The sequence below is a fragment of the Rhodococcus sp. KRD162 genome (assembly GCF_017168335.1).
Classification (GTDB): Bacteria; Actinomycetota; Actinomycetes; order Mycobacteriales; family Mycobacteriaceae; genus Rhodococcoides.
This window is the reverse complement of sequence record NZ_JABFAU010000005.1, coordinates 36,954-62,721: the sequence shown is the minus strand read 5'-3', so window position 1 is coordinate 62,721 and position 25,768 is coordinate 36,954. Positions and strand designations below refer to the sequence as shown.

Annotated in this window: 22 protein-coding genes; 16 read left to right on the top strand and 6 right to left on the bottom strand. The window is 65.0% G+C overall.

Features of this window, described 5'->3' with window-relative positions:
* Positions 1 to 3 precede the first annotated feature (3 nt).
* From J1M87_RS08610 to J1M87_RS08570, 9 genes are all read left to right on the top strand, one after another.
* Positions 4 to 759 (top strand): YggS family pyridoxal phosphate-dependent enzyme, encoded by a 756-nt coding sequence (locus tag J1M87_RS08610; protein ID WP_206489150.1) that lies wholly within the window; start codon positions 4 to 6, stop codon positions 757 to 759.
* A gap of 83 nt (positions 760 to 842) precedes the next feature.
* On the top strand, positions 843 to 1,493 hold the full coding sequence (locus tag J1M87_RS08605) for a cell division protein SepF (protein WP_206489149.1): 651 nt from the start codon (positions 843 to 845) through the stop codon (positions 1,491 to 1,493).
* A gap of 82 nt (positions 1,494 to 1,575) precedes the next feature.
* Complete coding sequence (locus J1M87_RS08600) at positions 1,576 to 1,863, top strand: YggT family protein (protein ID WP_206489148.1); 288 nt, start codon at positions 1,576 to 1,578, stop codon at positions 1,861 to 1,863.
* A gap of 159 nt (positions 1,864 to 2,022) precedes the next feature.
* Positions 2,023 to 2,871 (top strand): DivIVA domain-containing protein, encoded by an 849-nt coding sequence (locus J1M87_RS08595; protein ID WP_206489147.1) that lies wholly within the window; start codon positions 2,023 to 2,025, stop codon positions 2,869 to 2,871.
* A gap of 79 nt (positions 2,872 to 2,950) precedes the next feature.
* Positions 2,951 to 3,127, top strand: coding sequence for a hypothetical protein (locus J1M87_RS08590; RefSeq protein ID WP_206489146.1), 177 nt, complete (start codon positions 2,951 to 2,953; stop codon positions 3,125 to 3,127).
* A 297-nt stretch (positions 3,128 to 3,424) separates the two neighbouring features.
* Positions 3,425 to 6,562: an isoleucine--tRNA ligase gene (gene ileS / locus J1M87_RS08585; RefSeq protein WP_206489145.1), complete on the top strand. Its 3,138-nt coding sequence runs from the start codon at positions 3,425 to 3,427 to the stop codon at positions 6,560 to 6,562.
* On the top strand, positions 6,559 to 7,248 hold the full coding sequence (locus tag J1M87_RS08580) for a peptide deformylase (protein ID WP_307830767.1): 690 nt from the start codon (positions 6,559 to 6,561) through the stop codon (positions 7,246 to 7,248). The genes ileS and J1M87_RS08580 overlap by 4 nt, the downstream gene beginning before the upstream one ends.
* Positions 7,249 to 7,307: 59 nt before the next feature.
* Entirely contained in the window at positions 7,308 to 8,654 is a 1,347-nt protein-coding gene (locus J1M87_RS08575) for a DNA polymerase IV (RefSeq protein WP_241256657.1), read from the top strand.
* A 170-nt stretch (positions 8,655 to 8,824) separates the two neighbouring features.
* On the top strand, positions 8,825 to 9,337 hold the full coding sequence (locus tag J1M87_RS08570; protein ID WP_206489144.1) for a hypothetical protein: 513 nt from the start codon (positions 8,825 to 8,827) through the stop codon (positions 9,335 to 9,337).
* Between the two features lie 110 nt (positions 9,338 to 9,447).
* Here J1M87_RS08570 and J1M87_RS08565 read toward each other — a convergent pair whose 3' ends face one another.
* Complete coding sequence (locus tag J1M87_RS08565; protein ID WP_206489143.1) at positions 9,448 to 10,191, bottom strand: sensor domain-containing protein; 744 nt, start codon at positions 10,189 to 10,191, stop codon at positions 9,448 to 9,450.
* Positions 10,188 to 11,165, bottom strand: a complete 978-nt coding sequence (locus J1M87_RS08560) for a hypothetical protein (RefSeq protein WP_307830766.1) — start codon at positions 11,163 to 11,165, stop codon at positions 10,188 to 10,190. The genes J1M87_RS08565 and J1M87_RS08560 overlap by 4 nt, the downstream gene beginning before the upstream one ends.
* A gap of 71 nt (positions 11,166 to 11,236) precedes the next feature.
* Between J1M87_RS08560 and lspA the strand changes: the two genes are divergently transcribed.
* The 4 genes from lspA to dnaE all read left to right on the top strand — a co-directional run bounded on the left by lspA (position 11,237) and on the right by dnaE (position 17,171).
* Positions 11,237 to 11,887, top strand: coding sequence for a signal peptidase II (lspA, locus tag J1M87_RS08555; protein WP_374222371.1), 651 nt, complete (start codon positions 11,237 to 11,239; stop codon positions 11,885 to 11,887).
* The gene (locus J1M87_RS08550) at positions 11,884 to 12,810 is read left to right on the top strand and encodes an RluA family pseudouridine synthase (protein WP_206489141.1); all 927 of its coding nucleotides are present in this window, start codon (positions 11,884 to 11,886) and stop codon (positions 12,808 to 12,810) included. Before lspA ends, J1M87_RS08550 begins: the two co-directional genes overlap by 4 nt.
* A complete protein-coding gene (locus J1M87_RS08545; protein WP_206489140.1) occupies positions 12,810 to 13,487 on the top strand; it encodes a hypothetical protein in 678 nt (225 codons plus the stop codon). Before J1M87_RS08550 ends, J1M87_RS08545 begins: the two co-directional genes overlap by 1 nt.
* Positions 13,488 to 13,634: 147 nt before the next feature.
* Positions 13,635 to 17,171: a DNA polymerase III subunit alpha gene (dnaE, locus tag J1M87_RS08540; protein ID WP_206489139.1), complete on the top strand. Its 3,537-nt coding sequence runs from the start codon at positions 13,635 to 13,637 to the stop codon at positions 17,169 to 17,171.
* Here the strand turns inward: dnaE and J1M87_RS08535 are convergent.
* Positions 17,142 to 17,411: a hypothetical protein gene (locus J1M87_RS08535; RefSeq protein WP_206489138.1), complete on the bottom strand. Its 270-nt coding sequence runs from the start codon at positions 17,409 to 17,411 to the stop codon at positions 17,142 to 17,144. The two genes, dnaE and J1M87_RS08535, sit on opposite strands and share 30 nt — an antisense overlap.
* Before the next feature lie 153 nt (positions 17,412 to 17,564).
* On the opposite strand from J1M87_RS08535, the gene J1M87_RS08530 reads away from it, so the two are divergent.
* Complete coding sequence (locus tag J1M87_RS08530; RefSeq protein WP_206489137.1) at positions 17,565 to 17,999, top strand: nitroreductase family deazaflavin-dependent oxidoreductase; 435 nt, start codon at positions 17,565 to 17,567, stop codon at positions 17,997 to 17,999.
* Positions 18,000 to 18,069: 70 nt separating this feature from the next.
* Positions 18,070 to 19,425: a threonine ammonia-lyase IlvA gene (ilvA, locus tag J1M87_RS08525; RefSeq protein ID WP_206489136.1), complete on the top strand. Its 1,356-nt coding sequence runs from the start codon at positions 18,070 to 18,072 to the stop codon at positions 19,423 to 19,425.
* 1 nt (position 19,426) lies between these two features.
* Here ilvA and J1M87_RS08520 read toward each other — a convergent pair whose 3' ends face one another.
* The gene (locus J1M87_RS08520; protein WP_206489135.1) at positions 19,427 to 19,951 is read right to left on the bottom strand and encodes a TetR/AcrR family transcriptional regulator; all 525 of its coding nucleotides are present in this window, start codon (positions 19,949 to 19,951) and stop codon (positions 19,427 to 19,429) included.
* Between the two features lie 124 nt (positions 19,952 to 20,075).
* On the opposite strand from J1M87_RS08520, the gene J1M87_RS08515 reads away from it, so the two are divergent.
* On the top strand, positions 20,076 to 21,632 hold the full coding sequence (locus tag J1M87_RS08515; RefSeq protein ID WP_206489134.1) for an MFS transporter: 1,557 nt from the start codon (positions 20,076 to 20,078) through the stop codon (positions 21,630 to 21,632).
* On the opposite strand, the gene treZ is transcribed toward J1M87_RS08515, so the two are convergent.
* Positions 21,605 to 23,317 (bottom strand): malto-oligosyltrehalose trehalohydrolase, encoded by a 1,713-nt coding sequence (gene treZ / locus J1M87_RS08510; RefSeq protein ID WP_206489133.1) that lies wholly within the window; start codon positions 23,315 to 23,317, stop codon positions 21,605 to 21,607. The two genes, J1M87_RS08515 and treZ, sit on opposite strands and share 28 nt — an antisense overlap.
* Positions 23,318 to 23,391: 74 nt before the next feature.
* Positions 23,392 to 25,767, bottom strand: a complete 2,376-nt coding sequence (treY, locus tag J1M87_RS08505) for a malto-oligosyltrehalose synthase (protein ID WP_206489132.1) — start codon at positions 25,765 to 25,767, stop codon at positions 23,392 to 23,394.
* Position 25,768: the final 1 nt, after the last annotated feature.

The following is a 25,768-nucleotide window of genomic DNA, read 5'->3' as shown; positions in this document are numbered from 1 at the left end:
CTCATGAGCGAACCGACCGATCACGCCGAGGACGCGGGCCGCGCCCGTGAGATCGACGGTGCGCTGACCTCGGTGCGCGAGCGGCTCTCTCGCGCCTGCGTCGAGGCGGGTAGATCGCCCCAGGAGGTCTCGCTGCTACCGGTGACCAAGTTCTTTCCGGCCTCCGATGTGCGCATTCTGTACCGGCTCGGGTGCCGGGACTTCGGGGAATCGAGAGAACAGGACGCGAGCCCGAAGGTGGCCGAGACGGTCGAGGAGTTCCGCGCCGATCCGCCTCGGTGGCACATGATCGGCCATCTGCAGCGCAACAAGGCGAAGTCCGTTGCGGCCTGGGCGCAGTCGGTCCACTCCGTGGACAGTCTCCGGTTGGTCACCGCACTGTCCAAGGCAGCGACGGGGGCCTTGGACGACGGCGTTCGTCGGAACGATCTCGACGTGCTCATCCAAGTCAGTCTCGACGGCGACGTCCATCGCGGCGGCGTCGAGCGTGACGAGGTCGACGCATTGGCCGAGGCGGTGTCGGGCGCATCCGGTCTGCGGCTGGCGGGGCTGATGGCGGTGCCGCCACTGGGTGCCGACGCCGACGCATCGTTCGCCGATCTCGAGCGGATCCACCATCGTGTGCTGCGCGATCATCCGGGTGCCCTCGAGCTGTCCGCCGGCATGACCGAGGACCTGGAAGCTGCTGTGCGCCACGGATCGACGTGCGTGCGTGTCGGTACCGCAATACTCGGTGCGCGGCCGATAGCCTCGCACTAACAGTCCACAGATCACATCAGTCACAACAGACACTTGCGAACCTGGGGATCGACAGCAGACACACCGCCACGGAAGGCAGAACGATGAGCACCCTGCACAAGTTCAAGGCGTACTTCGGCATGGTTCCGCTCGCCGACTACGAGGACGACTACCTCGACGAGCCCGACGCGCGACGCAGTTCCCGTGGTGGTCGTGACAGCTACGACGACATCGACGACCGTGAGTTCGTGAAGCCGTCCTTCGGCGGATCCCGGCACGCGCACATCGAGGACGACTACGACGACGACTACGAGGCACCTCGGTCGGCTGCCACGCTCGCACCGATCGGTGGTCGGGGACGCGGGTCGGCACCGGCGACGCGAGGCCCGGCAACTCGAGGAGCCTTGGCCATGGACACCCGTATGGACGTGCGCGCCGACACTCGCCGCAGCCCCGTCGTCGACGATGGCGGCCCGATGTCGAAGATCACCACATTGCGTCCACGGGACTACAGCGAGGCCCGCACGATCGGTGAGCGTTTCCGCGACGGAACTCCGGTCATCATGGATCTGGTGGAGATGAGCAACGCCGATGCCAAGCGTCTGGTGGATTTCGCTGCCGGTCTGGCGTTCGCACTGCGTGGTTCCTTCGACAAGGTAGCGACGAAGGTCTTCCTGCTCTCGCCTGCCGATGTGGATGTATCCCCGCAGGAGCGCAGGCGTATCGCCGAGACCGGCTTCTACAGTCAGCAGTGAAGGATTCGCGACTCGGGGCGGTAGTTCGAGGCTGTGACCAGCGCGCTTTGCTCAGCCAGGCGAAGTCAGGCAGAGTATAGCCGTGATCGTGTTCACGGTGATCAACATCGTATTGTTTCTTTTTTGGCTCCTTCTCATCGGTCGAATCATCGTCGAGTTCATCAGAACTTTCGCGAGGGATTGGCATCCGACCGGGGTGGTCGTCGTATTGCTCGAGGCGATCTTCACCGTCACCGACCCGCCGGTGAAGTTCCTCCGTAGAGTGATTCCACCGCTCAACCTCGGTGGAGTACGACTGGATCTGTCCATCATGGTCCTGCTTTTCGTCGTCTTCATCCTGTGGAATGTGACCAGCAGCCTCGCGGCCTGAGGCAGAAGATGGAATGTTAGAACTCGGGACGTGCGCAGGCTGCGTGTCCCGTGTGACAGAATGGACGCCAGTTACAGTTTGATTGTTCTGCACTCGCGCGGAATGGCATATAACTGAATGCTTGCTCTACCGCCCCAAGACGCGTGAAGGGATCCTTCCATGCCGCTGACTCCAGCTGATGTGCACAATGTAGCTTTCAGTAAGCCGCCCATCGGTAAGCGCGGTTACAACGAAGACGAGGTCGACGCTTTTCTCGACCTCGTCGAGCAAGAGCTGTCGCGACTGATCGAAGAGAACGCCGACCTACGTCAGCGGGTCGGTGAGCTCGATCAGGAACTTGCCGACTCCAAGAGTTCGGCCCGGCAGAGCCCGCAGCCCGTTCAGGCTCCCGCGCCGAAGGCAGAGCAGCAGCGCCCGGTGGATCCCCCCAAGCCCCAGCCCGTGGCGCAGCCCGCGCCTGTGGCACCGGTTGCGGCGGCAGCCGCGCAGGGTGGCGACTCCAACATGCAGGCCGCGAAGATTCTCGGCCTCGCTCAGGAGATGGCCGATCGTCTCACCGGTGACGCGAAGTCCGAGTCCGAGCAGTTGCTCGGCAATGCTCGCACCAACGCCGAACGGCTGGTGTCCGATGCACGTACGCGCTCCGAGGCGATGATGACCGAGGCTCGGCAGAAGTCCGAGTCGCTGCTCTCCGACGCCCAGACTCGCTCCGAGACGCAGTTGCGCCAGGCCAAGGAGAAGGCCGACGCGCTGCAGGCGGATGCCGAGCGCAAGCACACCGAGATCATGGCAACGATCAACCAGCAGCGCTCGGTGCTCGAGGGTCGTATCGAACAGCTCAAGACGTTCGAGCGCGAGTACCGCGTCCGGCTCAAGTCCTACCTCGAATCGCAGCTCGAAGAGCTCGAGAACCGTTCCTCGGCTTTGCCGGTGGACAACGGCCAGGAGAACTTCAATCAGGACAATCAGACGTCCGGATACTCCCAGTCGTACGCCAAGGGCAACTGACGCACGATCGCCGTCCGACGCTGCCGGCTTCGGTAGCGTCGGATCCGGTTGTCGCGTCGAGTATTGAGCGAGGAATGCCGTGTTGGTCCTGACTCTCGGCGCAGCGGCGATCGGCTTCGGTTTCCTGGTACTGGCCCTGATGACCGGGTCCGTGGTCTGGGCATGGGCCTGCATCGTGGTGTGTATCGTAGGAGCAGCACTGCTACTGATCGGCGCTCTCACGGGCAGACGACCACCGCCCGAGCCCGACCGGTAACAGGGGCGGGATCTGTCCGTCCGGCGGCCAGTGTTGCAATCAGTGTTCGAGTAAGTGTTCAGGCATCGATCCGGCTATCACCGGGGAGTCTTCGGAAGAACGACGCCGTCGGCGTTCAGTAGAACCGAACGGGCGAGCCCGTCACAGCTCACGTGGAGTGGCTCGATCCTCCCGACGTGACGTCGAGAGCGAGCAAGCGGGGTGGTACCGCGGTGTAGGGCGCACAGAATGCCCGAACGTCGTCCCCGTGCCAACCAGTGTCGCGTGATGCACGCGACCGGCACGGAGGAGACCGTTATGACAGATGCAAGCGCACGTCCGACCTCGGCGTCGTATCCGCTCGTCGATCTGGCGCATGGCAGATCGGGCAGTGTCCCGTTTCCCGATCTCGAGCGCATCGTCCTGCACGAGTGGGCCGAGGACGGAACGTTCCGAGCCAGCGTCGACAACCGATCGGATGCCGAGGAATTCGTCTTCTACGACGGACCACCCTTCGCCAACGGGTTGCCGCACTACGGTCACCTGCTCACCGGTTACGTCAAGGACCTCGTCCCGCGGTTCCAGACGATGCGCGGCAAGAAGGTGGAGCGCCGATTCGGCTGGGACTGCCATGGACTGCCCGCTGAGCTGGAAGCGGAGAAGCAACTCGGTATCAAGGACAAGTCCGAGATCGACGAGATGGGCCTGGCGAAGTTCAACGCCTACTGCAAGCAGTCGGTGCTGCAGTACACCGACGAGTGGCGGGACTATGTCACCCGGCAGGCGCGGTGGGTGGACTTCGACAACGACTACAAGACGCTCGATGTCGACTTCATGGAATCGGTCATGTGGGCGTTCAAGACGCTGCACGACAAGGGCCTGATCTACCAGGGTTACCGGGTGCTGCCGTACAGCTGGTACGAGCAGACGCCGCTGTCCAACCAGGAGACCCGACTCGACGACGCATACAAGATGCGTCAGGACCCTGCGGTCACCGTTCTCATGCCGCTGACCGCTCCCGGCTCACCCCTGGACGGTGCCAATGCGCTGATCTGGACCACCACGCCGTGGACGCTTCCGTCCAACCTGGCGATCGCCGTGCATCCGGCGGTGCACTACGTGCAGGTGCGCGGTCTCGACGGCGAGCGGTACGTGCTCGCTGCTGAACGTCTGGCGCACTATGCGAAGGAACTGGGCGAGCAGCCGGAGGTGCTGTCGGAGCACACCGGGACGGAGTTGGTCGGGCTCGACTACGCGCCGCCGTACGACTTCTTTCTCGGCCATGAGAACTCGCACCGCGTGCTGCGTGCCGACTACGTCACCACCGATTCGGGCACCGGGATCGTTCACCTCGCGCCGGCCTTCGGTGAAGAGGACATGGACGTCGCCACCGCGAACGGCATCGAGGTGGTGCAACCGCTCGATGCAGGGGGCAAGTTCACCTCGTTGGTGCCACCGTACGAGGGCCTGATGGTGTTCGACGCCAATCCGGTGATCATCAAGGATCTCAAGAGCGCGGGCCGGTTGCTCCGGCACGAGACCATCGAGCACTCCTACCCGCACAGCTGGCGCAGCGGCGAGCCGTTGATCTACATGGCGGTGCCGTCGTGGTTCGTCGCGGTCACCGAGTTCCGTGACCGGATGGTCGAGCTCAACCAGGAGATCACCTGGGTGCCCGAACACATCAAGGACGGCCAGTTCGGCAAGTGGCTCGAAGGCGCGCGCGATTGGAACATCAGCCGAAACCGATACTGGGGCAGCCCGATTCCGGCATGGACCTCCGACGACCCGGCCTATCCGCGGCTGGACGTGTACGGCAGCCTGGACGAGCTCGAACGTGACTTCGGCGTGCGGCCGACCGATCTGCACCGCCCCTACATCGATGATCTGACGCGTCCCAATCCTGATGATCCGACCGGTAAGTCGACGATGCGGCGCGTGCCCGAGGTGCTCGACTGCTGGTTCGAGTCGGGTTCGATGCCGTATGCGCAGGTGCACTTCCCGTTCGAGAACGAGGAATGGTTCCACTCGCACAACCCGGGCGATTTCATCGTCGAGTACAACGGACAGACTCGCGGTTGGTTCTACACCCTGCATGTGCTGGCCACGGCCCTCTTCGACAGGCCCGCCTTCAAGACCGTTGCCGCGCACGGCATCGTGCTCGGCGAGGACGGTCTGAAGATGAGCAAGTCCAAGGGCAACTACCCGGACGTCAAGGAAGTGTTCGACCGCGACGGCTCCGACGCCATGCGGTGGTTCCTGATGTCCTCACCGATCCTGCGCGGCGGCAACCTGATCGTGACCGAGCAGGGTATTCGCGAGGGCGTGCGGCAGGCTTTGCTGCCGATCTGGAACGCGTGGAGCTTCTTGCAGCTCTATGCGCCGACCCCGGGCCGATGGCGCACCGATTCGCCACACGTACTCGACCGTTATGTGCTGGCCAAGCTCTCGGCAACTCGCGATGTCATCACCGATGCGCTCGAGGGCAACGACATCGCCGGTGCCTGCGACGAGCTGCGCACCTTCTGCGATGCACTGACCAACTGGTATGTGCGACGGTCTCGTTCACGTTTCTGGAGCGAGGATGTCGACGCAATCGACACCCTGCACACCGTGCTCGAGGTGCTCACCCGCATCGCGGCACCGCTGTTGCCGTTGATCAGCGAGGTGGTGTGGCGAGGATTGACCGGTGGGCGCTCGGTGCACTTGACGGATTGGCCCGCCGACGGCGAACTCCCCTCGGATTCGGAGCTCGTCGAGAGCATGGACGAGGTCCGTACCGTCTGCTCGACGGTTCTCGGTCTCCGCAAGGCCCAGAATCTGCGCGTTCGGTTGCCACTGCCCGAGGTGACCGTCGCTGCTGCCGACGCCGAGCGGCTGCGTCCGTTCCTCGACATCATCGCCGACGAGGTCAACGTCAAGAAGGTCGATCTGACCGAAGACGTTGCCGTACACGGCAAGTTCGAGCTCGTCGTCAACGCGCGCGCCGCAGGCCCACGGATCGGCAAGGATGTCCAGAAGGTCATCAAGGCGGTCAAGGCCGGTGACTGGTCCGAGGATGCCGAGGGCGTCGTCACCGCGGCCGGAATTGCACTGCTGCCCGAGGAATTCACCCGGAGGCTTGTCGCTGCCGAGCCCGAATCGACGGCTCCACTGCCCGCAAATGCCGGGCTCGTGGTGCTCGATTCGGTCGTCACCGAGGAATTGGAGGCCGAGGGTTGGGCGAAGGACCGCATCCGTGAGCTGCAGGACGCGCGTCGCAGTCACGGATTGGACGTCTCGGACCGGATCGACGTCGTCATCGAGGTTCCCGCGGATCGTCGGTCGTGGCTCGAGACCCATCGCGATCTGATCGCGGGCGAGGTGCTTGCGCTCTCGCTCGTCGATGGCAGCGTCGGCGAGGAGGGCAGCGATCTCGGTGAAGGGGTTCGGGCTGTGATCACCAAGTCCTCGTGACCGACGATCGTGCAGTGACCCACGATCGTGCAGTGACCGAACCGGACGCCGAGGTATCGGGCGACTCCGTCCGCGAGCTTCTCGCCGAGGCTCGCGGCGGCGTCGTACCCATCGTCTCGGCCGGTGCCCCGGTGTTGCGGTCGAGGGCTGCGACCTATGCCGGGCAGCTGGACGGCGAGACGTTCGCCGAGCTGATCGAGGTGATGCGTGCCACCATGCACGCCGCACCCGGCGTCGGTCTGGCTGCGCCGCAGATCGGAATTCCGTTGCAGATCGCGGTGATCGAGGACGGGTTCGAAGTCGGTGCCGACATCGCTCGCGTGCGGGATCGCACGCCGGTGCCGTTCCGAGTACTGGTCAACCCGAGGTACACGCCGGTTGGATCGCAGACGGCCAGTTTCTACGAGGGGTGCCTCAGTGTTCCCGGCTACCAGGCCGTCGTGACCCGAGCGGCCCAGGTTCGGCTCGAGTGCACCGACGAAGCCGGTCGCGAGATCGACGAGGTGGTCCGCGGTTGGCCGGCCAGGATAGTGGCCCACGAGACCGACCACCTGGCCGGAACGTTGTACATCGACCGAGCCCACACTCGATCGTTGACCACGGACGAGCAGTACGGCGCGCGGTGGTCCGATCCGGCACCCGAACGCGCAGCGCAGGCGCTCGGCTTCACCGTCGACCCACGCTGACCGTGCCCGACATCGCCGACGACACCCTACGGAGTCGCCGATGGGTGCTGCACCTGGACATGGATGCGTTCTTCGCCTCCGCCGAACAACTGACCAGGCCGACGCTGCGAGGACGCCCCGTCCTGGTCGGCGGTGCAGGCGGGCGGGGAGTGGTGGCCGGATGCAGCTACCAGGCCCGCGCTTTCGGGGCCAGGTCCGCGATGCCGATGCATCAGGCCCGCAGGCTCGTCGGTGCGTCCGCGGTGGTGCTGCCGCCGCGGTTCGTGCTGTATTCGGAGCTGAGCAGGCGGGGTTTCGAGGCACTGCGGGTGCGGATGCCCGTGCTCGAACAACTCTCGATCGACGAGGCGTTCGGCGAGCCGCTGGAACTGGCCGGTGCGACGGTAGGGGAGGTCGAGGAGTTCTGCGCGAGCCTGCGCGCCCTGGTTCTCGAGGAGACCGGTCTGGTGGCCTCGATCGGTGCCGGGTCGGGAAAGCAGATCGCCAAGATCGCCTCGGGCCTGGCCAAGCCCGACGGGATCAGCGTTGTCGCTCCCGGAGTTCAAGCCGACCTCCTGGCAGATCTGCCGGTGCGAAAGTTGTGGGGGATAGGCCCTGTTGCCGGCGAACGCTTGCACCGCTTGGGCATCGACACCATCGGCAAATTCGTGGCCACACCGGAGTCGGAGGTGGCGTCGATCCTGGGCGCGACGATGGGACCGAGCCTGCACCAGCTGGCCCGGGGAATCGACAACCGGGTGGTGGCCGAGCGCGCAGAGGCCAAACAGGTCAGCGCCGAGACGACCTTTGCGCAGGACGTCATCTCACTCGCTCAGCTGCGACCCGCCATCGAGTCGATCGTCGACTCGACCTATCGACGACTTCTGAAGGACGGCAGGGGTGCCCGAACAGTGGTGCTCAAACTACGCAAATCCGACATGAGCATCATCACCCGATCGGCCACATTGCCGTATGCCACGGTGGACAAGCAGACGATCGTGGCGACGGCGCAGCGGCTGGCGGTCGATCCGGTCGATGTCGGTCCTATCCGCCTGGTCGGAGTCGGGTTGGCGGGCCTGTCGGCAGTGCGACAAGGATCGTTGTTTCCCGAGTTGGACTACGAGCCCGTTGCCGATGCGACGCAGGAGTCACCTGCTTCGGGCAGAAGCACAGCGAACGAGGCCACAGGGAACGAGGCCACAGCACGTGAGGTCACATCGAGCTCCGGCGTCCCGGACGGTCCGCGCTGGCAACCGGGCCAGGACGTCCGGCATTCCGAGTTCGGCCACGGCTGGGTACAGGGTGCCGGTCATTCGGTGGTGACCGTCCGATTCGAGACCCGCACGTCCGGGCCGGGGACAGCGCGGACCTTCGCCGAGGCGGACGAGAACCTGGTGATTGCCGATGCTCTCGACAGCCTGAAGTGAATGTGCCGGAGCTGAGGAAACTCTGTGAGGTTTCACAGGTATGGGATTCGGGTTGTGACTCGACCGATCCGAGCTGACATAGTGGACTCCAGTCCGAGACGACCCACCCCCAGACGACCGACGAGTCACAGAACGATCGATTTGTGACTCAGAGTGAAAAGGACAAGCACTTGAAGCTTCGCAACACCCGACGGGCAATGGTTGCCGGCGTTGCCATCGCCGCAGCACTCACCATGACCGCCTGCAGCTCCGGCGACGATGGCGGGACCACCACGACCACCACGGCTGCCACCACCACGGCTACGACTGCCGCTCCCGACACCTCGTACCCGCCGGTCCCGACCGTCGCACAGCTCAACGAAGAGCTCAACCGTGGCCTCGATCCCAACGTGCCCGTCGAGGAGAAGGCAGCCCTGATTCAGGGTGCCTCCGAGGATCCGGAGTTGATCAACCAGGTCGCCGCCGCGGCCGTCGCCAACAACGCGCAGATCGAGATCACCAGCGTCGACGATCTCGGCACCGGCGTGCTCAACGCAGGCATCACCATCACGCTCAACGGACAGGCCAACCCGGGCACGTTCCAGTTCGTCCCCGAGGACGGCGTGTGGAAGCTGTCGAAGGAGAACGCCTGCGGCATCGTCGCGCTCGCGCAGCTGACCAGCCCGGCGTGCCCCGCACCCTGAGTCCTGCCGATCGTCTCTGACCGTCCGGGAACTGCCGGTGACGGATCCTCCAGGGGGTCTGTCACCGGCAGTTCTTCGTTCTCGACCGCTCGTGGGCTGGTCCAGGACGGTCACATGTTCGGCGTCGCCGATCGAATGCGGTCGGCGGCCGCCTCGGCGACTGCGGTGACCGTCTCCGGTTCGAGCCCGCTCTGATCCGAGACGACGATCTGCATCACAGTCGAATCGACCACGGCGACCACCACGTCGGAGACCAACGTGAACCCGTCGCTGGTGGTGGTCAGGCGGACCGACGCGGACGCGTCACCGATCTGCGACTGTTCACGCCCGGCCACCGTGTAGTCGACGCCCACACCGTCTGCATCCGTGCCGCTGAACTCGGTGCACCCGACCCAGGCCTGTTGAACCGAGGTGAATGCATCCGCTGCGCCGGTACCCGAATAGCTCGCAGCGTCCTCGTCGATGGACGAGAAGTTCGGTCCCGAGAAGCGTGCCACCGCTGACGATTCCGCCCCGCCGAGTTGGTCCGATACCGGTGCGAGCACCGCAGCGCACTGCGCCGGATCGGTACTGGACTTGTCCGGCGAGTCGTAGTCGGGAGCGGGGTCCAGCCCCAGATCCCGGACCGGGTCGGGGATCGAGGAGAACCCGTCGGGAAGCTCTCCCAGGTTCAACATCGCAGCACTGAGCACGCCTGCATCGGTGATGGGCGCGCCGAGGAGGGGGTCGGGAGCAGCGACGGTGGCGGGAGCACTCGTCGGTGTCTGTGAGGGTTCGTTCGAGCTACACCCGGTGGCCGCAGCGATGCCGAGGAGTGAGAATGCAGCCAGCCTCCGGGCCGAGGTCCCCGTCATCGGGCATCCCAGGTGATCGAGTCCCCGACCGTCTGCTTCAGCACGGTCGTGCTGTCCGGATCGGTGTACACCTGCTCCCCACTCGCGGTGATGGATCCGCCGACGGGAAGGGGCCGGGCGAGGTCGATGTCGACCGATCCCGATCCGGTGTACGTGTACGACGCGATGTTCAGCGTGCCGGAGTTGTCGGGAAGGTTCCAGACGTTCGATTCGGGCGTCTGGGTGATCGCGACGTCGAGTGTTGCACTGTCTCCGTCGAGTGCCCGCAGCGTGACGGTTGTGCGCTGGTTCAGTGTGATGCCGCTCTGCACCTGCTGATCGATCGTCCATACGGCACCGACTCCGATGTCGGAGTCGGGAAAGCTCACCGAGCGGTAGACCACCGCGTTGAACGAGCGTTCGAGTGCGGCCCGGGCAGTGTCGAGGGCAGCCTCGGCCGGAGTGATGTGCAACGCGGTGACGGCTCCGGAGTCGGTGGTCGACAGCCTCGCGGTCGAGTCCTCGGATGCCGCCAAGGCGTCGGTCAGGCCTTCGTCGGGGGACGTCGCGGCCCCGATCGTCAGTTCTATCGAGCGCGTCGTCCCGGCCGGGGCATCCTCGCCCGACGTGGCGACCTCGGCCGTCGAGGCGCTCAGCGGCACCGTCAGTTCGGGGCTGGAGAAGTCCTGCGCGGCACCATTGTTGATCTGCTGCTGCACGGTGGAGGTGGTGGTGAGGTCGACGTTCTGCTCGTCCGCACCGTTCTGGTCGTTCTCATCCGGGGTCTCGAAGCTCAACACGCGCCGGGGCTCGCTGCCGGGGTCGACGACGGTGGTGGTCACCGGGGTCACCGCGATCGTCACTTCCTCGGGGGAGGTGGTCGGCTCGGCGGCGGGATCGGCGTCGGTACTCGAGCAGCCGGCCAACAGGACCAGTGCACAGGACGCGGCGAGAAGACTGGAGCGGAGGGCGCGAGAGCGATCGGTCGACTTCACGGCAACCAGGCTACTGACTCCGTGACCGGAGACCGGTGGCGCGGCGCACAGATGAGGAGCTGCAACAGCCGATGCGCCATGATGGACAGGTGAGTGAAGACCGCGCCGACGACCCACCGACCGATACCAGTAGTGTTCCGACACCGAACGAGACCGCGGACTCGCAGGTGAACGCAACCGACAGCGCCCCCGCGGGCTCGGTCAGGCCGCTCAGGACTCGGCTGCTGATCGCCATCGCGGCCGTGATTCTGTTGTTCGATCTCGTGACCAAGATTCTCGTCGTGCACTTCGTGAAGCCCGGAAACCCGATCGAGATCATCGGCGACGTCGTGACGCTGCGGCTCGTTCGAAATCCGGGCGCGGCGTTCTCCATGGCCACCGGAATGACGTGGTTGCTCACGATCGTGGCCGTCGCGGTCGTCATCGGCGTGATCAAGATCGGCAGGACGCTGCGGTCGCCGTGGTGGGCGTTGGGATTGGGTCTGGTTCTCGGTGGCGCACTGGGCAACCTGATCGACCGATTCTTTCGTGCACCGGGGCCGTTCCAGGGCCATGTGGTCGACTTCGTGTCGGTCGGGTGGTGGCCGGTGTTCAACGTCGCCGACTCGTCCATCGTCTGCGGAGCGATTCTGCTGGTAGCGCTCAGCCTGTTCGGGTTCGAGCCGAACGGCGAACGGGTGACGAAATCGGATTCCGAGGCCGTTCGTGAGGCCGACAAGTGAGGGAATCGCGCTCGATGCCGGTGCCCGACGGTCTCGACGGAATGCGGGTCGATGCCGGGCTCGCCCGGTTGCTCGGGCTCTCGCGTACCGTCGCCGCGACGTTGGCCGAGGAGGGTTCGGTTCTGGTCGATCACGGTGCCGTCGGCAAGTCCGAGCGGCTGGCTGCAGGATCGTGGCTCGAAGTGACGCTGCCCGAGCCGGCTCGCGAGTTGACGATCGAGGCCGAGCCGGTGGAGGGCATGGAGATTCTCTATGCCGACGACGATGTCGTGGCCGTGGACAAGCCCGTGGGCGTCGCCGCGCACGCCAGTGTCGGTTGGACGGGCCCGACCGTCATCGGCGGCCTCGCGGCGGCGGGTTTCCGGATCTCCACCTCCGGCGCGCACGAGCGGCAGGGCATCGTGCATCGGTTGGACGTGGGCACCTCCGGAGTGATGGTGGTGGCAACATCCGAGCGGGCGTACACCGTGCTCAAGCGAGCGTTCAAGGCGCGGACCATCGACAAGCGGTATCACGCACTGGTGCAGGGGCATCCGGATCCGAGCAGCGGAACGATCGATGCCCCGATCGGGCGACACGGCAGCAACGACTGGAAGTTCGCCGTGCGCGCCGACGGCAAGCCCAGCGTCACCCACTACGACACGGTCGAGGCGTTCCAGGCTGCGAGCCTGCTGGATGTGCACTTGGAAACCGGACGCACCCACCAGATTCGGGTGCACTTCTCGGCGCTGCGCCACCCGTGCTGCGGGGATCTGACCTACGGTGCGGATCCGCGCTTGGCCGAACGGCTGGGGCTGGAGCGCCAATGGCTCCATGCGCGCTCACTCGGCTTCGCGCATCCGGCCGACGGCCGATGGGTCGAGATCGAGAGCAAGTATCCGGCCGACCTCGAGCATGCCCTCGAGGTGCTCCGGAAGGCGTGATGGGACGCAGGGGAGCGGCGGGCGCGCTCGGCGGTGTCGTCGCTGTTGCGCTCGTGCTCGGCACGCTCGCTGTGATCGGGCACCTCAATCCGCAGCGGCAGCTCGGTGTGAGTACCGATCGACTCGGTCCGGACAGCGGCGAGCGGGTGGCGGACTATCTGGCCCGAGCGCGGACGAGTCTGGACAGCGGCACCGACTCGGCACCGGACGAACCCCGATGGGGCTCGGTGTCCTTCGACCGGGAGCTCACCACCCAACAGGCCTATGCCATTGCCGATGGGGTGCGTATTTCCCAGGTGATCTTCCGCGTCCCGCTCGAGCGAGTGCAGACTCCGATTCTCACTGTCGGAGTACCGGGCAGTGAGCGGTCGGTGTCGAACTCGGCGGCCCGAGCGGCGAGCGAGGTGCAGGATTCGTTCACCACGTCGAGTCGGCAAGCACAGATCGCCGCCGTGTCCCGGAACCGCCTGCTGGGCGGATGCGCATGTGTGGTGACAGTGGTGGTGCGGGGCACGCAGCCCGAGCTGTCCGAGGTGGCGGGCCGCCCGGGGGTGCGCTCGGTCGAAGCACTGCCACCCGACGCGGTATCCGGGAAATTCGCGGTCGAGCCGTTGCTGCCGGAGTACGCGGACATCGTCGCACCGCTGCCGGACGACGGTCCCGTGCCCGGCCGATGACTACAGTTTTCGTCGCATCCGTCACACCCGTCACGTCTGCCCAGGACACACCGACGGCTACGAAATTTCTGTCGGTTCGACGGCTTAGAGTGGGTGCATTCGCGGCTCGCATACTCGAAAACGCACGACTTTCAGGAGAGAACCTTCGTGGCCGATTCGTTTGTTCATCTGCACAACCACACCGAATACTCGATGCTCGACGGTGCCGCCAAGATCGGCGCGATGTTCGCCGAGGCGGCCCGGTTGGAGATGACGGCAGTCGGCATGACCGACCACGGCAACATGTACGGGGCCAGCGAGTTCTACAACGAGGCCACGAAGGCCGGAATCAAGCCGATCATCGGCATCGAGGCATACATCGCTCCGGAGTCCCGGTTCAACAAGAAGCGCGTGCTGTGGGGCGAACGCAGCCAGAAGTCCGACGACGTCTCCGGTAGCGGTGCGTACACGCACATGACGATGGTTGCCGAGAACTCCACCGGAGTCAGGAACCTGTTCAAGCTGTCCTCGCTGGCTTCGATCGAAGGCCAGCTCGGTAAGTGGGCTCGCATGGACGAGGAGATCATCGCCTCGCATGCAGAGGGCATCATCGCAACGACCGGCTGCCCGTCGGGTGAGGTACAGACTCGGCTGCGACTCGGCCAGGATCGTGAGGCACTCGAAGCCGCCGCCAAGTGGCGCGAGATCTGGGGCCCGGACAACTTCTTCCTCGAACTGATGGATCACGGCCTGTCCATCGAGCGCCGGGTCCGAGAAGGTCTGCTCGACATCGGCAAGAAGCTCTCGATCCCACCGTTGGCGACCAACGACTGCCATTACGTCACCAAGGACGCCGCCGAGAACCACGAAGCACTGCTGTGCATCCAGACCGGAAAGACTCTCAGCGATCCCACCCGGTTCAAGTTCGACGGCGACGGCTACTACCTCAAGTCCGCCGCCGAGATGCGCGAACTCTGGGACAACGAGGTGCCCGGAGCCTGCGACAACACATTGCTGATCGCCGAGCGGGTGCAGTCCTACGACGAGGTATGGGCGCACCGAGATCGGATGCCGATCTTCCCGGTCCCCGAGGGCCACACCCAGGGCACCTGGCTGCGCCACGAGGTCATGTCCGGGTTGGATCGGAGATTCCCGGACGGCCCGTCCGAGGACTACCTCGCGCGGGCCGAGTACGAGATCAAGGTCATCCTCGAAATGGGCTTTCCGGCGTACTTCCTCGTGGTCGGCGACCTGATCAACCACGCCAAGGAGGTCGGCATCCGGGTCGGACCTGGCCGAGGATCTGCCGCCGGATCGTTGGTTGCGTACGCGATGGGTATCACCAACATCGATCCGCTGCCGCACGGTCTGCTGTTCGAGCGCTTCCTCAACCCGGAGCGTGTGTCGATGCCCGATATCGATATCGACTTCGACGACCGTCGCCGCGGCGAGATGGTGCGTTACGCCACCGAGAAATGGGGCAGTGATCGCGTCGCGCAGGTGATCACCTTCGGCACCATCAAGACCAAGGCTGCCATCAAGGACTCCGCGCGTGTGCAGTTCGGCCAGCCCGGTTTCGGGATCGCCGATCAGATCACCAAGGCCTTGCCGCCGCCCGTCATGGCCAAGGACATTTCGGTTGCCGGCATCACCGATCCAGAGCACGAGCGCTACAAGGAAGCGGTCGAGGTCAGAGCGCTCATCGACTCGAACCCCGATGTGGCAACGATCTACAAGACGGCCAAGGGGCTCGAGGGCCTGATCCGCAACGCAGGCGTGCATGCCTGCGCGGTGATCATGTCCTCGGAGCCGCTCACCGATGCCATTCCGGTGTGGAAGCGCGCTCAGGACGGTGCGATCATCACCGGCTGGGACTACCCCTCGTGCGAGGCCATCGGTCTGCTCAAGATGGACTTCCTCGGTCTGCGCAACCTCACCGTCATCGGTGACGCGATCGACAACATCAAGGCCAACCGCGGGATCGACATCGACCTCGACGAGCTGCCGCTCGACGATCCGGCGACCTACGAATTGCTCTCGCGCGGAGACACTCTCGGGGTGTTTCAGCTCGACGGTAGCGCCATGCGAGATCTGCTGCGCCGCATGCAACCCACCGGCTTCGAGGACATCGTGGCCGTGCTCGCGTTGTACCGGCCGGGTCCGATGGGCATGAACTCGCACAACGACTACGCCGATCGCAAGAACGGCAGGCAAGAGGTCAAGCCGATTCACCCCGAGCTCGAAGAGCCGCTCGAGGTGATCCTCGGTCAGACCTACGGCCTGGTGGTCTACCAGGAGCAGATCATGCAGCTCGCGCAGAAGGTCGCCGGGTACACCCTCGGCCAGGCCGACCTACTGCGTCGCGCCATGGGTAAGAAGAAGCTCTCCGAGTTGGAGAAGGCATACGCCGGGTTCCGTCAAGGCATGCTGGACAACAACTTTTCGGAGGCGGCCATCAAGGCGCTGTGGGACACCGTGCTCCCGTTCGCCGGCTACGCATTCAACAAGTCTCACTCGGCCGGATACGGTCTGGTGTCGTACTGGACGGCGTATCTCAAGGCCAACTACCCGGCCGAGTACATGGCAGGCTTGCTCACCAGCGTCGGTGACGACAAGGACAAGGCCGCGATCTACCTGGCCGACTGCCGCAAGCTCGGCATCACCGTGCTGCCGCCGGACGTCAACGAGTCCGAGCTCAACTTCGCGTCGGTGGGCAAGGACATCCGTTTCGGTCTGGGCGCGGTGCGCAATGTCGGAACCAACGTGGTCGCCTCGATCATCAGGGCACGAACGGAGAAGTCGAAATACACCGACTTCTCGGATTACCTCGGCAAGATCGACGCGGTCGCCTGCAGCAAGAAGGTCACCGAATCCCTGATCAAGGCCGGTGCGTTCGATTCCCTCGACCATCCGCGCAAGGGTCTGATGCTCATCCACGCCGACGCGATCGACTCGGTGATGGGTACCAAGAAGGCCGAGGCCATCGGTCAGTTCGATCTCTTCGGCGGCGAGGATGCCGACGAGTCCATCTCGGCGGTGTTCAACGTTCGCGTCCCCGACGAGGAATGGGAATCCAAGCACCGGCTCGCCCTCGAACGCGAAATGCTCGGTCTGTACGTGTCCGGCCACCCACTCCTCGGTGTCGAGCACATGCTGGCAGCGAAGTCGGACTGCAACATCCCGACGATTCTCGAAGGTGACATCAAGGACGGCACCCAGGTCACCGTCGGTGGCATCCTGGCCTCGGTCAACCGGCGGATCAACAAGAACGGCCTGACCTGGGCATCGGCCCAGCTGGAAGATCTGGCCGGCGGCATCGAGGTGCTGTTCTTCCCGCAGGCGTATTCGGTGTTCGGCGTCGATGTCACCGAGGACTCGGTGGTGCTGGTCAAAGGTCGGGTCTCGATTCGTGACGACAGGGTGTCTCTGATCGCCAACGATCTCGCGGTGCCGGATCTCTCGGCGATCGGTATCGACAAACCGCTGGCGGTGAGTCTGCCGACTCGGCTGTGTACCGCAGACAAGGTCGGCGCGCTCAAGCGCGTGTTGATCAGTCATCCGGGTACGTCGGACGTGCATCTGCGATTGGTCAGTGGCGACAAGATCACCACGATGAAGCTGGACGACAGCCTCCGCGTCACGCCGACATCGGCGTTGATGGGGGACCTGAAGGCGCTACTGGGGCCCGGCTGCCTGACGGGCTGATGCTCGGCCGACCGAACCCAGTTCGGTCAGGCGCAGGGTCCACCAGGCGAGGACGGCGACCGCTGCGCCGGACAGCACCGCGGCCTGCAGGGCACCGGCAACGACGAGGGTCGCGGCGAACACGAGGAATCCGAGTGCGAGGGCCTCGAGTTTGTAGACGGGCCACGCGACGCCGGCCACATCCGCGGTGCGGAGGCCAGGAGCGGTCCGAGGGCTCACCTCGTTGCTCGTGTACGTCATCGCGTCCTCCTCGGTTGGGCAGGTTCGGGTGTCCGCTGCGGGAAGTTCAGACTATACCCAGCCAAAGATTCGGTCCACCGAACTCCGCGTCCGGGCCTGGGAATGTTCTCGATCTCGTGGCGTCCCGACGCCCGAAGGTGTTGACTGAAAACCATGCCATTGACAGGAGAATACGAACCGAGTTCATCCGACTGGGCCCGCGAGCAGGCAGAGCTGTACGAGAGGTCCGGCGGTACCGAGGGGACCATGCTCAACGGTATGCCGGTCGTGTTGTTGACGACGAAAGGCAACAAGAGCGGCAAGCTGCGCAAGTCGCCGTTGATGAGGGTCGAACACGACGGCGAGTACGCCATCGTCGCCTCCCTCGGCGGCGCGCCGAAGCATCCCGTCTGGTATCACAACGTCAAGGCCGAGCCGCTCGTCGAACTGCAGGACGGTCCGGACAAGCACGATTACATCGCACGCGAGGTGACCGGCGACGAGAAGGCCGTGTGGTGGGAACGCTCGGTTGCCGCGTACCCCGATTACGCGGAGTACCAGAAGAAGACCGACCGCGAGATACCTGTCCTCGTACTCTCGCGCGCCTGAAACGCCGTCTTCCCGGTCGTGGAACGGTCCCGGGTGGCCGCTCGCTCCACACTGGTGGCAGCATGTCCTGGTGTCTTCCTCCCCTGAACTCGTCTCACAGCACTCATCGTCGGTAGCCGTCACCGCTGCCGATATCGATGCCGCTGCGGTGCGAATTTCTTCGGTGGTTGCGGCGACGCCCCTGCAGCTGTGTGAGCGGCTGTCTGCGGAGACGGGCGCGACGGTCTACCTCAAGCGCGAGGACCTGCAGGTCGTGCGGTCGTACAAGATTCGCGGCGCATACAACCTGATGGATCAGCTCACGGACGCCGAGCGCGCTGTGGGCGTGGTGACGGCGAGCGCTGGTAATCATGCGCAGGGCGTCGCATTCGCGTGCCGCTCGATGCAGGTGCGCGGCCGCATCTACGTGCCTGCCAACACTCCCAAGCAGAAACGTGACCGCATCCGGGTGCACGGCGGCGAATTCGTCGAGCTCATCGTCATCGGCGACACGTTCGACGCCGCGGCGGCCGCGGCCGCGGCCGATGTTGCTCGTACCGGTGCCACCATGGTGCCGCCCTTCGACGATCCACGAACCGTGGCCGGGCAGGGCACCATCGCTGCGGAAATCGTCGATCAACTCGGCGGTGCACCCGATGTGGTGGTGATGCCCGTCGGCGGCGGCGGATGCATCGCCGGTATTTCCAGCTATCTGCGTGAGCGTGCACCGCAGACATCGTTGGTGGGCGTCGAACCGTCGGGAGCGGCGTCGATGACTGCGGCTTTGATCGCAGGGGGACCGGTGACGCTGTCCGATATCGACCCGTTCGTGGACGGGGCCGCCGTCCGCCGTATCGGCGACGTGCCGTACGCGGCCTTGCAGTCCTTGGGTGCCTCGGTGGTCTCGCATGCCTCGTTGCCGTTGATCACTGCGCCGGTGTTCGATCACTCGGGCCCAGGGGCATTCCTGATCACCCAGATCGACGAGGGCGCGATCTGTACGGCGATGCTGGCGCTCTACCAGAACGAGGGAGTCATCGCCGAGCCCGCAGGGGCCTTGGCGGTCGCCGCCCTCGAGCACCTCGACATCGAACCGGGCAGCACCGTGGTGTGTCTGGTGTCGGGCGGCAACAACGATGTGTCCCGGTACGGCGAGATTCTCGAGCGTTCGCTCGTCCACCTGGGGCTCAAGCACTATTTTCTGGTCGATTTCCCGCAGGAGCCCGGCGCACTGCGTCGTTTTCTCGACGAGGTGCTCGGGCCCGACGACGACATCACGCTGTTCGAGTACGTCAAGCGCAACAACCGGGAGACCGGTGCCGCGCTGGTCGGCATCGAACTGGGGGCTGCGGAGGGTCTCTCGGCACTGCTGGAACGGATGAACTCCTCGCACCTGACAGTGGAACAGTTGGAGCCCGGCTCGCCGGTCTACCGGTATCTGACCTGAGCTACCGTCCGAGCAGGCGGTCGACGACGCGTTTGTGCAATTCTGGGTCCACCGGCGGCAGGTCGAGCACGGCACCGAGATAGATTCCGTCGCCGACGAGTCGGATGATCTCGGCCTGGACCGGGTCGTCGATCTCTGCTCGGAGGCCGTCGTCCCACTGCTGCATCATGTCGACGACGGCGTCCTGTACCTCGCCGGAGTTCCCGTCCACGCTGCGCAGTGCGGCCAGCGTGGAGCGATACAACTCGATTTCCTTGTCGGAGATGCAGTCGGGTGGCTGCAGGTACCACTCCGCCACCGATGTGCCGCCTGCTGCGGCGTCGCTGCGCTGCTGATCGGCCTGTACGGCGAGTCTTCGGACCATGGCGGCAACCAGCGCGTCCTTGGACTTGAAGTGATAGAGCAAACCGCCTTTGGAAACTCCGGCGGCGGCGGCGACGCTGTCCAAGGTCACTTTCGTCATGCCGTGTTCGAGCAGCATCGTTTCCAGGGCGTCGAGTATTCGGTCGCGGGTGTCCGATGACATGAAACCTACTTTACCGGCTGGACGGTTCAGAGTAGTCTCGACGACTGTACCGGCTGGACGGTTGGTACCTGTGTCGCTGGGACGGCCGATCGCGAGACGCCCAGCGCGGAACCTAGGAGAAGTTGTGAGCGACGTGCGCACCGGTTCGGTGCAGGAGGTGTCCGGAGAGTTCGAGCATCGAGCCACCGGGCGAGATTGGCTCGGGCTGGTGGTGCTCGCGTTCGCGATCCTGTTGATCGCGGTCGACGGTACCGTGCTCGATCTCGCGCTACCCTTCATCAGCGCTGATCTGGCTCCGACCAGCAATCAGCTGCTCTGGATCATCGACGTGTACTCGTTCGTGCTGGCCGGTCTGCTGATCACCATGGGCACACTCGGTGACCGAATCGGCCGCCGCCGATTGCTGTTGATCGGTGCTGCGGGCTTCGGTATCGCCTCGCTCGTCGCCGCCGTCTCGTCCAGCGCCGAGATGCTCATCGCCGCTCGAGTTCTGCAAGGCATCTCCGGCGCGACGCTGATGCCCGCGACACTCGGCCTGATTCGCACGATCTTCCTGAACCCGTGTCAGCGGGTCGCGGCGATCGGAGTGTGGGGCGCGATGGCCGGTGGCGGTGCTGCTGCCGGTCCGCTCGTCGGCGGTTGGTTGCTCGAGCACTTCTGGTGGGGATCGGTGTTTCTCATCAACATCCCCGTCATGCTCGCCCTGATCCTGCTGGGTCCGCTGGTGATTCCGGAGTCACGCGATCCGAACCCTGGCCGCTTCGACCTGACGAGTTCGGCGCTGTCGATGCTCGCCATCGTGCCGCTGGTGTTCGCAGTGAAGGAGACCGCGGCACACGGAGTCGACCCGGTGTACGTGATGTCGGCTGTGGTCGGTCTGATCGCCGGTTATGTGTTCGTTCGCAGACAGCGAATCCTCGACGCGCCCATGATCGACCTGCGGTTGTTCGCCAGCCGGGCATTCTCGACGGGCGTCGCCACGAACTTCCTGTCCGTGTTCGCCCTCGCCGGGGTGCTGTTCTTCGGTGCGCAGTATCTGCAGGTCGTGCTCGGCAACAGCCCGCTGGAAGCGGGGCTGTTGCTGTTACCAGGCACGGCCGCCAGTATCGTCACATCGCTTCTGGTGGCGGTCTTGGTCCGATACTTCAGTGCAGGAACGGTTCTCGGTGTCGCGATGATCGTCGGAGCGGCAGGTGCAGGGGTCCTCGTCGGCCTCGCCGCAGACAGTGGCCCGGCGTTGTTCATCGCCGGATTCGTCCTCGTCGGGGCAGGCGTCGGTGTTTCGCTCACGTTGACCTCCGAGTTGGTGGTCAGCGCGGTCGAACCCGAACGAGCGGGAGCCGCCTCGGCAGTGTCGGAAACCGCATACGAACTCGGTATCGCACTGGGTGTCGCCATACTCGGCACCGTCGTCATGGCCTTCTTCCGGCGCGGGATCGACGTCTCACTGCTCACGCCTGAACTCGGTGCCGACGCCAGCGAGACCCTCGGCGGTGCCCGAGAGGTTGCCCGCGGGCTGCCGGACTCGGCGGCGACAGCACTGATGGACTCCGCGAACGCAGCGTTCGTGTCGGGTATGCACGTCGCCGCGGTCGCCACTGCGGTGGTCTTGGCCGTGACCTCGGTGTTCGTCCTGATCAATCTCCGCCAGCGTCAGGACTCGAGTACAGCGAAGGAGTGACCGGGGACCGTTGTGGCGGAACCGGTCTCGTTGGAGGTCGTCGGCTCCCATTCGAGCAGTGGGGAGCCGCCGGCCGGCACCGTCGCAGGCGATTCGGACAGATTGCACACGACGCTGACTCGGCCGCGACGCACGACGATCCACTGCGCGTCCTCGTCGTAGTCCACCTTCACATGGTCGAGCCAGGGGTCGGTGAGTTCGCTGCGGTCGCGGCGCAACCTCAACAGGTCGCGATAGACGGCCAGCAGTCGTGCGTGGTCTCCGTCGCCCAGTTCCGACCAGTTCAGCTTGGACCGGGTGAACGTCGCTCGGTCCTGCGGGTCGGGGATCTCACTCTCGTCCCAGCCGTGTTCGGCGAATTCCGCTTTGCGCCCTTCGGCTGTGGCCCGGCCCAGTTCGGGCTCGGGATGCGAGGTGAAGAACTGGAACGGCGTCGACGCCCCCCACTCCTCGCCCATGAACAACATCGGTGTGTACGGCGAGGTCAACACCAGAGCGGCCTTGATCGCGAGCTGGCCGGGAGACAGGTAGAAGCCAGGCCGGTCGCCGATCGCCCGATTGCCGATCTGATCGTGCGTGGTCGTGTAGGTCACCAGTGAACTGGCCGGAATTCGGCGGGTGTCGAGCGGGCGGCCGTGGATGCGACCGCGGAAGCTCGAATATGTTCCGGCATGAAAGAAGCCCTGCCGCAGCGTGTTCGCGAGACCTCGAAGTGAGCCGAAATCGCCGTAGTAACCCTGCCGCTCGCCCGAGACCGCAGCGTGGATCGCATGGTGGATGTCGTCGTCCCACTGCGCGTCGAGTCCGTAGCCGCCACCCGACCGCGCGGTGATCAGTGTCGGATCGTTGAGGTCGCTCTCGGCGATCAGGGTCAGTGGACGACCCAGATGTGCTGAGAGCGTGCGGGTTTCGATGGAGAGTTGTTCGAGCAGGTGCACGGCCGTGTGGTCGACGATCGCGTGCACTGCATCGAGTCGCAGTGCGTCGATGTGGAACTCGGAGAACCAGCGCAGCGCATTGTCGAGGGCGTAGCGCCTGACCTCGCCGGATTCTGCCTCGGCGTAGTTGATCGCCTGGCCCCAACTGTTGGCTCCTTCGGCCATGTACGGACCGAAGCGATCGAGATAGTTGCCCGAGGGGCCTAGATGGTTGTAGACGACGTCGAGCACGACTGCGATGCCGCGGCGATGGCAGGCATCGACCAAGCGCTGCAACCCTTCCGGGCCGCCGTACGCCTCGTGCACGGTGTACCAGAGCACGCCGTCGTATCCCCAGTTGTGCTCACCGTTGAACCCGTTGACCGGCATGATCTCGATGAACGTCACGCCGAGATCGACGAGATGATCGAGCTTGTCGATGGCCGCGTCGAAGGTGCCCTCGTCGGTGAACGTGCCGATGTGCAGTTCGTAGATCGACGAACCGGGCAGCTGCCGTCCGGTCCAGTCCGAGTCGGTCCACAGCCTCGAGTCGACATCGAAGACCTGGGACAGCTCGTGTACGCCCTCGGGTTGCCGCGGCGATCGCGGATCGGGAAGCGCCTTGTCGGCGTCGTCGAGCAGATAGCCGTATCGACTGTTCGGCGACGCCTCGACGTCGGCGTGCCACCAACCGTCCGACGAGCGTTGCATCGGATGAACAGCGTCGTCGAGTTGTAGGCGCACGGTCTGTGGGGTCGGTGCCCACACGCGGAACTGCCGAGTCGTCGCAGCTGTTGATGACTCTGCTGTTGATGTCCCTGCTGTTGATGTCGCTGTCGATCTCACTGTGTCGCCGTTCCTTCGTTGTCGCGCACCAGGAGTGCCACCGGAAGCGAGGCGAACACCTCGGCCACCGAAACGGTGCCCGTGTGTTCGGCATCGGTGATGCGATCGCGCCAGCGACCGTCGGGCAGAGTCACCGTCGTGTCGTCCCATCCCTCGTCGGACAGGCCGAGGGAGAGCCGTGTCACCAGGGCGATGACATCGTGGTGGCCGGCGACCGGGCCCCGGGCGAATCCCACGAGATGCTCGGCCGCAGCACCGTCCGCCACGATCGGTGCATAGGTTCCGCCCACGAAGCTCTCGGGACGCTCACGGCGGACATGCAGTGCGGAGCGGACGACCGCCAGCTTCGCGGCACCGGTCTCGATGACGGGTGTGCCGGTGTTCGACGCTGCGAGCATCGCGCGACGGACCGAGTAGTCGACGGGCCTGCGGTTGTCGGGGTCGACCAGCGAGTCTTCCCACAGTTCGGTGCCCTGGTACACATCGGGAATTCCGGGTCCGGCCAGGTTCAACAACTTCTGTCCCAGTGCGTCGCAATTGCCGTGGGGAGCGAGTGTCTCGACGAGTGTCGTCATCGAGTGCGCAACTGGGCCGTCGAAGATCGAATCGAGCCAGGCGTGCACCGCAGACTCGAACTCGTCGTTCGGGGCGGTCCAGGTCGTGCGCAGAGCGGCCTCGCGGATCGCTTTCTCGGCGTAGGCGTGAAACCGCTCACGCAGGGTGGACGTGATCACTCCGTCGAACGGCCACACGCCGAAAAGGTTCTGCCACAGAAACATTCCAGTCGTACCGTCAGGGCTGGGGCTGAGTTCTTCCCAGTCTGCGATGCTGCGTGCCCACAGTTCAGGAGCCTGCGACAGCACGCCGATCCGCGCCCGCACATCCTCACCGCGCTTGGTGTCATGGGTGGACAGCGTGGTCATCGCGGCCGGCCAACGTCGAGCTCGGTCGGCATTGGTGAGGTGGAAATACGCAGTGCTGCAACCGAATCTACTCGGGTCACCACCGACTTCCTGCAACGAGACGAGTCGGTTGGCGCGGTAGAACAGGCAGTCCTCGACGCCCTTGGCGGTGACCGCACCGCAGACCTGGTCGAATCGAACAGGCGATTCGGTTCCGGTGACGAGTGCAGTGGCGAGCGCACCCACGCCGCCGCCGAGCTCCGGTTGTTCCTCGACGATCGCGGCGATCACCGTCGGGAGTACACCGGCGAGTGGTGCGTAATCGGTCCGGTACACCGGAACGGCCGCGACGACGGCAACGATCGCGTCGATGATCGACTCGAGCTCGACGGTGGTGGCGGACTCGCGGACGATGGCACGGGCGAGGCGTCGCACCTCGGGGGACAGATCGCCGCGTGCGACACCGGTCTTGAGGTCGAGTTCGGTCTCGTGCAGAGATTCGCTGTCGAATGCGATTCCCGAGCGCACCTGCGACAGCGCGGTGAGCGCATGCACGCCGTCGGGGTCGACGAACACTCCGCCGACCGTGGCCAATGCGTCGTATCCGGTGGTGCCGTCGACGGGCAAGGACTCGTCCAGCGGTTCACCGTCGGCCAAGATCTTCTCGATGACCAGCCATCGGTCGGGGCCGAGCAGCCCCCGCAGTTCGGTGAGGTAGCCGGCGGGGTCGGCCAGACCATCGGGATGGTCGACGCGGAGCCCGTCGATCAGATCGTCCTCGACCCAACTGGCCACCTGGCGGTGTGAGTCGGTGAAGACATCGAGGTCTTCCTGTCGGATTCCCGCGAGTCCGTTGACCGAGAAGAACCGGCGATAGCCGATCAGTCCGTCGGACCAGCCGACCAGCCGATAGGCCTGGCGGTCGTGCACGACCTGCGCGTCGTCGCCGTCGGTGCCCTCGGCAATGGGGAAGCGATGTTCGTAGAACGCGAGTAGTGGTGCGTCCTCGGAGCGGTCGATGGTCAGTTCACCGACATCGCTGGCGCTACCGAGTACGGGGATGGCGATCTTGCCGTCGACGCCGTTGTCGGTAGCGAAGTCGATGTCGAAATACGTCGCGTACTCGGATTCGCGTCCGTGTAGCAGAACGTCCCACCACCATGCGTTCTGCCGCGGGTCGTCGACCCCGACATGGTTGGGCACGATGTCGACGATGATGCCCATGCCGCGCTCGGAGGCCCGCGAACGCAACTGCTTCAGTGCTTCGCGGCCGCCGAGCGCCGCCGACACGGTCGCGGTGTCGGTGACGTCGTACCCGTGGGTCGACCCATCGGTGGCCGTCAGGATCGGGGACAGGTAGAGGTGGCTCACTCCGAGGTCGTGAAGATAGCCGACCACGTTCGCGGCGTCGGTCAGGGTGAAGGCATCGCCCCGCAGTTGTAACCGGTATGTACTGGTGGGCAGCGGCATA